4 protein-coding genes are annotated in these 8,025 nt (G+C 62.7%); 2 read left to right on the forward strand and 2 right to left on the reverse strand.

Annotated features, from left to right (window positions below; translation table 11 throughout):
- Positions 1–42: 42 nt before the first annotated feature.
- Both VFO93_RS05170 and VFO93_RS05175 read right to left on the reverse strand, forming a co-directional pair.
- A complete protein-coding gene (locus VFO93_RS05170; protein ID WP_325133268.1) occupies positions 43–780 on the reverse strand; it encodes a LytTR family DNA-binding domain-containing protein in 738 nt (245 codons plus the stop codon).
- Between the two features lie 78 nt (positions 781–858).
- Positions 859–1,980, reverse strand: a complete 1,122-nt coding sequence (locus VFO93_RS05175) for a sensor histidine kinase (protein WP_325133269.1) — start codon at positions 1,978–1,980, stop codon at positions 859–861.
- 220 nt (positions 1,981–2,200) lie between these two features.
- Here VFO93_RS05175 and VFO93_RS05180 point away from each other — a divergent pair, with 220 nt between their 5' ends.
- Positions 2,201–4,207, forward strand: coding sequence for a 7TM diverse intracellular signaling domain-containing protein (locus VFO93_RS05180; protein ID WP_325133270.1), 2,007 nt, complete (start codon positions 2,201–2,203; stop codon positions 4,205–4,207).
- 615 nt (positions 4,208–4,822) lie between these two features.
- On the forward strand, positions 4,823–7,993 hold the full coding sequence (locus VFO93_RS05185; RefSeq protein WP_325133271.1) for a TonB-dependent receptor: 3,171 nt from the start codon (positions 4,823–4,825) through the stop codon (positions 7,991–7,993).
- The last annotated feature ends 32 nt before the right edge of the window (positions 7,994–8,025 follow it).

Raw genomic sequence — 8,025 nt, forward strand, 5'->3', positions numbered from 1 at the left:
CTCTTTTTTGGAGAGGGGGCCGGGGGTGAGGTTCACGTCCGCTTAGCTCCACCTACTCAAAAACTGCCCAAACGCCTCTTTGTATTGCTCGCCCACCGGGATGGTTTCGGCGCCAATCTGCACCGTGAGGCGGCGCACGGACTCAATTTTATCCAAGGCCACGATGAAGGAGCGGTGGATACGCATGAAGCGGCGGGCGGGCAGCTTTTCTTCCATACTGCGCAAGCTCATCAGCGACAGCAGGGCGCGGGGCGTGCTTTTGAGGTGCACCTTCACATAGTCTTTCAGGCCCTCTACATACAGAATATCGTTGAGCGCCACGCGAATGAGCTGATACTCTACCTTGAGAAAAATATGGTCTTCCTCGGGCGCGGGAATCGGGGCGGCTTCAGCGTGGCTTTGCATTAGCTCAGCGTAAGCTTTGGCCTTGTTGGCGGCTCGCAAAAACTCCTCGTAGTTAAAGGGCTTTACCAGGTAGTCGAGCGCATCGACCTTGTAGCTTTCCAGCGCGTACTGCGGGAAGGCGGTGGTAAAAATGATGCGCGGCGGGCTGCCGGCCTGCCCCAACACCCGCGCCAGCTCCAGCCCGGTGAGCTCCTGCATCTGGATGTCGAGAAAGGCCACGTCCACCTTTTCGGTGAGTTCGTGCAGGCCTTGCAGGGCCTCCACGCCGCTGCCGTAGCGGCCCACGAGGTTGAGAAAAGGCGTTTGCTCGATGAAGGTGCAAACCAGGGCCAGGGCCAGCGGCTCGTCGTCGACGGCGATGCAGTTGATGGGCATTTTTATAATGACTAATGGTTGATGACTAGTGCCTAATTGCGCTTCGGCGCTTTCGCAACTGCACTCCCAAAATGCAGCCTACGTGCCCACTTGCAAGGCAAGTTGCACGTCGAACTCGTTGTCGGGCGTGCGCTCGGTTACGTGCAGGGCGTAGCGGCCGGGGTAGAGCAGGTCGAGGCGGCGGCGGGTATTGGCAAGGCCGATGCCGTTGGAGCCGGCCAGGTCGGTGCTGGCGCGGGGCACCAGGGTGTTGCGCACTTCGATTTCGAGGCGGTCAGCGGCGGGCTGTTTCAGGCTGATGACGATGCGGCTGGCCTGGGTGGCGGCCACGCCGTGCTTGAAGGCATTTTCCACGAAGGGCAGCAAAATCATGGGCGCGATGAGCACCTCGCGCACCGGCTCGGGATGCTCAAACACTACCTGCACGCGGTCGGTGAGGCGCAGCTGCATAAGCGTGATATAATCCTGAATAAAAGCTACTTCCTGGCTCAGCTGCGCGTGGCCGGCGGCCGTGTCGTAGAGCACGTAGCGCATCATGCGCGAAAGGCGGTGCAGGGCCGCCCGCGCCCGCTCGCCGTCGATGAGCGTAAGCGAGTAGATGTTGTTGAGGGTATTGAAAAAGAAGTGCGGATTTATCTGGGCCTTGAGCAAGCTCAGCTCGGCCTCGGTGCGCTGCTGGTCGAGCTGCACGCGCAGCTGGGCCTCGCGCTGCCAGTGCTGCACCACCGTAAAGGCCGTGGCAATACCCAGCACGAGCAGCGTGATGAGCATGGTAACGAGGTCGAAACGCGGGCCCCGGCCGCCGCGCGGGCGCGGCGGCATTGGCGGACCGGCCCGGTGGTGGGCCACGTCGCTGGGTGCTACGCCGCCCGCCGCCTTAAAGGCTTCGCGCAGCAGCTCGGGCAGGTGCAAGGCGTTTTCGAGGCCCCGGCTCAAAAGCTGAATGGCCGCCGCCGTGCCAACTAGGGCCAGAATAAACCAACCCGTGTGCCCGCGCAGCAGCAGGCGCGGCACGCTCACGTAGGCCGTGAGGTAAAACGCGCCCGCCCACAGCAGCAGCAGCACGCCCTGCTTGACCCAGAACTGCATGGGCAGCGTGATGTGCATGGGCTGAAAAACCAGCAGCGTGAGCGCCAGCAGCCCCCAGGCCAGCACATGAATCAGGGGCGTGAGGTAGCGCCGAAAAGTAAATGCAGCCATAGTAAAATCCAGTACACGTCAAAAGTAGCCGCCCCCCGCCGGGCCCCGCTCCTACTCCCGACTACCGGGCCGATTGTGCCGACTGTGCCCCGCGTTTCTTCGGCCAGGCGCAGTAGCGCGGACTGTCAGTCCGCGACCGACCGGGCTCGCCAGGTACACCGCGCTACGGGGCTGCGAATTATCTTGCGCTACGCTTCTTCCCACCTCCACTACTCACTCTGTGTTTCCTGGCTTTTCACTTGCCCGCTGGCTGATGCGGCCGGCCGGCCGCCGCCTTTTGGGCGGTAGCTGGGCCGCGTTGCTCGTGCTGGTGCTGCTGGCTCACCGCGCCGCCGCCGCGCCCGAAGACACGCTCGTCATCGAGCCAGCCCGCCCCACCCAGTTTCTCGACGAGCGCTTTTACAGCGTGCTCGAAGACCCTACCGGCCGCCTGCCGCTGCGCGTGATAAGTAGCCCGGCCTGGGCGGGGCGCTTTGCCTCGGCGACGGGCACGGCGCAGCCGCCTAACATTCAGCACACGGGTAGCACGTACTGGCTGCGCCTCACGGTGCTGCCACGGCCCACGCTCATCCACGACTGGTATTTAGAGTTATACGACCCGCACATCGGGGCGGCTACGCTGTTTCGGCCGCTCGGGGCGGGGGTTTTTGATAGCGTGGTGACGGGGGCCAAGCTGCCCTTCGCCAGCCGCCCGCTGGCGTACAAGAATTTCCTATTCAACCTGCCCCAGCGGGCGGGGCAGCCGGCCACCTACTACCTGCGCCTGCGCTCCGACACGCGCACCAGCTTTCGCGGGATGCTGCACAGCGGGCCGCAGCTCGTGCCCGAGCTTAGTTTGCAATACTGGCTGCTGGGCGGCTTCTACGGCGTGCTGTTCATCATGCTGCTGTACAATCTCTTCCTGTACTTCTTTCTCAAGGAGCAGTCTTACCTCTACTACGTGCTGTACGTGCTGAGCGGGGCGCTGCTTTTTCTGTCGGAAGACGGGCTGGGCTTTCAGTACCTGTGGCCCGGCAGCCCGCCGCTCAACCACCTGGTGGAGGCCCTGGCGCCGGTGCTGCTGCTGGTCACGTTTGCGCAGTACGCCCGCACGTTTCTCGACGTCGCGGCCCGGCAGCCGGGGCTCGACCGGGCCATCCGGTGGGTGGTGGCGCTCAGCGTGGCGCTGCTGGTGCTTGATGTGGCGGTGGTGCATTCGGGGTTCAGCTTTTGGCTGTATCTGCTGCCGTATGGGCTGCTCTACTACGCGGCGTGGCGGGTGTACCGGGGCGGGCTGCGGCCGGCGCGCTACCTGCTGCTGGCCCAGGCGCTGGTGGCCGGTAGCCTAGCCTTCCTCATCAGCCGCAAGCTGGGCATCGACTTCTACAACAACGCCTACACCGTGTACAGCCTCAACGTGGCCTTCGTGATAGAAGTGGCCGTGCTGAGCTACGCCCTGGCCGACAAAATCAAGGGCATCATGGACACCACGCTGCTCACCCAGCGCAGCTTACTGAAGCAGCTTCGCAAAAAACACCACGCCCAGGACCAGCTGGTAGTGCAGCTACGCGAAAACCAAGTCCTTAAAGACCAACTCAATACTGAGCTCGAAGCCCTGGTGGCCCGCCGCACCGACGAGCTGCGCCAGCAAAACGACACCATCGCGGCCCAAAACCGCGAGCTGCTGGAGCGCAACAGCCTGCTGGCCTTGCAGTCGGCCGCCATCGAGCAGCTCAACCGCGACCTGAGCCGCGATTTACAAGACCAGAAAGCGGCCCGCATCCAGGCCCGCGAGGTCGATTTTGGCGAGTTCAGCCAGCTTTTCCCGGACAAGGACGCCTGCCTGCGCTACCTCGCCGACCTGAAATGGGCCGCTGGCTACCGCTGCCGCAAGTGCGGCCACGAGAAAAGCTGCGCTGCCCGCGAGCCCCACGCCCGCCGCTGCACCCGCTGCCGCTACGTGGAGTCGGCCACCACCGGCACGCTGCTCCAGAAGTGCAAATTCGCCCCCGAAAAGGCGCTCTACGCGGTATTCCTACTGCATACCCACCGCGGCAACTACGCCCCCGCCGAGCTGGCACGGGTGCTGGAGCTGCGCCCCGCCACCAGCTGGGCCTTCGCTCAAAAAGTGCTGGCCGCCTTGCAGCGCCGCCGCTTGGCGGCCGACTACGAGGAAACCGAGCCCTGGGCGCATGTGCTGCTGGAAGTGGAGGTGGAAATGGAAGCCCAGGAGGTTGGGGCCGAGTAGTTAAGTCGTGGAGGGTGTAGAGACGCAATATTTTGCGTCTTGCGTGAGGGTACGCTCCCCAAACGTAAGACGCAAAATATTGCGTCTCTACACCCTCCACAACATATGAGCAACAGCCCCAGCGGGGCGAACCCGTCGGTAGTAACAATGTAGGAATGATTGGTTAAAGCCCCGTAGGGGCGACCCTGTCAGCTGGCAGGGTCGCCCCTACGGGGCTTTTGCGCGCTTGTAGATGCGTCTTACTACTGACGGGTCGCCCCGCTGGGGCTGGCTCACCACTTGGGTCTGCTAGTTGTTTCCAGCACTGCCCCGCGCCTACAGCTACTCGTCAAAACCGCAAACCCCGTCGCAAGTCAGCCGCCAACGTTTGCGGCTGACTTTTTTTTCAAAAAAGCAGGATTTTTTGCATTGTTTTTTAGCCTGACGGGTCGGGCACAACTTATTCGCTTTAGCAGCCCATAGGCCCGTTAAGGAGTTGCATCGCGTGTGCGCTAAGCGTATGGCACCGCGCCTCTATCTACCCAAAAAGGCCCCTGACGTGGTTCTAGGGCCCTTTTCAAGCTTGCATTTGCCCAACACGGGCCGCTAGCTTTGGCTCATCCTTTTCCCACCTTTATGAACCAATCTCTCTACCGCACTGCGCTTTTGCGGCGTACAATGGCCGTGTTGGCTTGTGGGCTGCCGGCTGCCGGGGCCGCGCCTGCTACGGCCGCTAGTTTGCGCGAGGCCGCAGGCATCTTGCGGCCCGTTGCTCCTATTCCCATCACCGGCCGCGTGACGGGGGCCGATGGCGCGGGGCTGCCGGGCGTGACGGTATTGGTGCGCGGCACCAGCACGGGCACCAGCACCGCCGCCGATGGCAGTTTCAGCCTCACCGCACCCGAGGGCAGCACGCTGCTTTTCAGCTTCGTCGGCTTCGTGTCGCAGTCGGTGGTCGTGACTTCGGCCAATGCGGGCAGCATCAGCGTGAAGCTGACTGAATCGGCGCAGGGGCTGAACGAAATAGTGGTGGTGGGCTACGGCACCCAGGAGCGCCAGGACGTGACCGGGGCCATCTCCTCGGTGTCGGGGCGCGACATTGCCAGCCAGCCGGTGGCCGACCCTACGCAGGCCCTGCAAGGCCGGGTGGCGGGCGTGACCGTAACCCAAAACTCGGGCGCGCCGGGCGGCGCGGGCGGCACCTCGGTGCGGATTCGCGGCATCTCGTCGCCCGGCAACAACTCGCCGCTGTACGTGGTCGATGGCTTCCCGCTGCCGTCTAACGACAGCGGGTTTAACCCGGTCGAGAGCCAGCTCAATTCCATCAACCCCAACGACATCGAGAGCATCGACGTGCTCAAAGATGCCTCGGCCACGGCCATTTATGGGCTGCGGGCGGCCAATGGCGTGGTGATTATCACGACCAAGCGCGGCAAGGCGGGCACCTCTAATATTTCGGTGGATGGCTACCGGGGCTTTCAGCAGGTGTGGCGCAAGCTCGACTTGCTTGATGCCCAGCAGTATGCGCTCATCAACAACGAGAGTTTGATTGCCAAGGGCGACCCTATCAACAGCAAGTTTGCCGACCCCAGCGCGCTGGGCGCGGGCACCGACTGGCAGAAGGCGGTTTTCCGGCCCACGGCCGTGATTCAGAACTACACGCTCTCGGCCAGCGGGGGCAGTGAGAAGGCGCGCTACGCGCTGTCGGCGGGCTACTTCCAGCAGGATGGCACGCTGGCGGGCTCGCATTTTGAGCGCTTTACGGTGCGGGCCAATGGTGACATTCAGCTCAATAAGTACGTGAAGGTGGGCAACAGCCTGGCCATCACGCACCAGGAAGACCGGCAGCTGAACACCGGCAACGACGAGTTTGGGGTGCTTAATAACGTGCTGCAAGCGCCGCCCACCGTGCCCGTGTACAACCCCAACGGCACCTGGTACGAGCCCAACGCCACCAACGATAACTACGTGGAGCCCAACCCGGTGCTGCAATCTAATATTACCAACTCCAAGTTTTCGCGCAACCGCATTATCGGCACGTTCTTCGGCGAAATCGAGCCGCTGAAAGGGCTGCGCTTCCGCACCAACGTGGGGGCCGACCTGATTTTTGACAATAACAACGGCTTTACGCCCTCGCTCGGCCCCAACTCGCCGCGCAACTCGGTGGCCGGCGCGTACTCGTCGAGCAATTATAACCCGACGTATCTCATTGAAAACACGCTGACTTACGACCGCAGCATCGCCGACAAGCACCACTTTACGGTGCTGGCGGGGCAGTCGGCGCAGCAGTTTCAGTACACCTACCTGTCGGCGGGGCGCACGGGCTACCTCAATAATCAGCTCCAGAACATCAACGCCGGGCCTACGGGCAATATCAGCTTTCCGAACACCAACGGCGGCGTCGGCATCGCGCCCATTACCGACCGGCTGGTGAGCTACTTCGGGCGCGTCAACTACGAGTTTGCGGGCAAGTACCTGCTCACGGCCACGGCCCGCTACGACGGCACCTCGCAGTTCAGCTTAAACCGCAAGTTCGGCTTCTTTCCGGGGGCGTCGATTGGGTGGCGGCTTTCGGAGGAAAGCTTTATCAAGGACATTCCGACCATCAGCAACCTGAAAGTGCGCGGCGGCTACGGCAAGGTGGGCAACCCCTTGAATGCCGGGCGCTTCGCCTACCTGGCTACCATCAATACGGGCATTACCTACCCGTTTGGCAGCCCGCAGGTGGTGTTTAACGGCGCTGGCCCTACCCGCGGCCAGAACGACGACCTGAGCTGGGAAAACAACTACCAGGCGAACATCGGCGTGGATTTGGGCTTGTTCCAGAACCGCATCGAGCTGTCGGTGGACGTGTACGACCGCCGCTCGCCCAACCTGCTGGCCTCGGTGCCGCCAGCCTATACTTCGGGCACCTACGAGTCGGTGCCCACCAACGCCATTTCGGCCTACAACCGCGGCCTCGACCTCACGCTGAACACCCGCAACTTGGTGAGCGCCGAGGGCCTGAACTGGACGACGGGCCTCACGTTTTCGACCTTCAAAAACCGCATTAGCGACCTCAACGTGGCCGTGCCCTTCAACGGCCTGACTACCCGCACCGGCACCGCCATCACGCGCTTCGACAAGGGGCAGCCGTTTGGCGCGTTCTACGGCTACGTGGCCGATGGGCTGTTTCAGACCCAGGAAGAGGTGAACAAGGCGCCCAAGCAAACGGTGGGGGCCACGCCCGGCACCAGCACCGCGCCCGGCGACATTCGCTTTAAAGACCTGAACGGCGACGGGGCGATTACCGACCTCGACCGCACGTTTATCGGCAGCCCGATTCCGGCTTTTACCTACGGCATCAACAACACGCTTACCTACAAAGGCTTCGACCTCAACGTGTTTGTCCAGGGCTCGCAGGGCAACGACGTGTACAACCTCAACCGCGTGTACACCGAGGGCGGCCTCTACAGCAACGGCAACAGCAGCACCCGCGTGCTCAACCGCTGGACCGGCGCGGGCTCGACCAACGACGTGCCCCGCGCCGTGGCCGGCGACCCTAACCTGAATTTGCGCGTGAGCAGCTACTTCATCGAAGATGGTTCCTACCTGCGCATCAAGGTCTTAACCCTGGGCTACAATTTCCCCAAAACGCTCATCAACCGCTTTGCCGGCCAAACCCTGCGCGTGTACATAACCAGCCAAAACCTGCTGACGCTGACCAAGTACACGGGCTTCGACCCCGAGCTGGGCGGCGCGGGCCTCGACCGCGGGATTTACCCGCAGTCGCGGGTGTTTCTGGCGGGCGTGAATATTGGTTTTTAAGCCCTTCAGCCGTGAGACCCCACCCCCGGCCC

This window comes from Hymenobacter sp. (genome assembly GCF_035709525.1).
GTDB lineage: Bacteria > Bacteroidota > Bacteroidia > Cytophagales > Hymenobacteraceae > Hymenobacter.

Bases quoted from the DNA above. Each gene is read 5' to 3' on its own strand.
- VFO93_RS05170 (WP_325133268.1), bottom strand. From the start codon at position 780: ATGCCCATCAACTGCATCGCCGTCGACGACGAGCCGCTGGCCCTGGCC.
- VFO93_RS05175 (WP_325133269.1), bottom strand. From the start codon at position 1,980: ATGGCTGCATTTACTTTTCGGCGCTACCTCACGCCCCTGATTCATGTG.
- VFO93_RS05185 (WP_325133271.1), top strand. From the start codon at position 4,823: ATGAACCAATCTCTCTACCGCACTGCGCTTTTGCGGCGTACAATGGCC.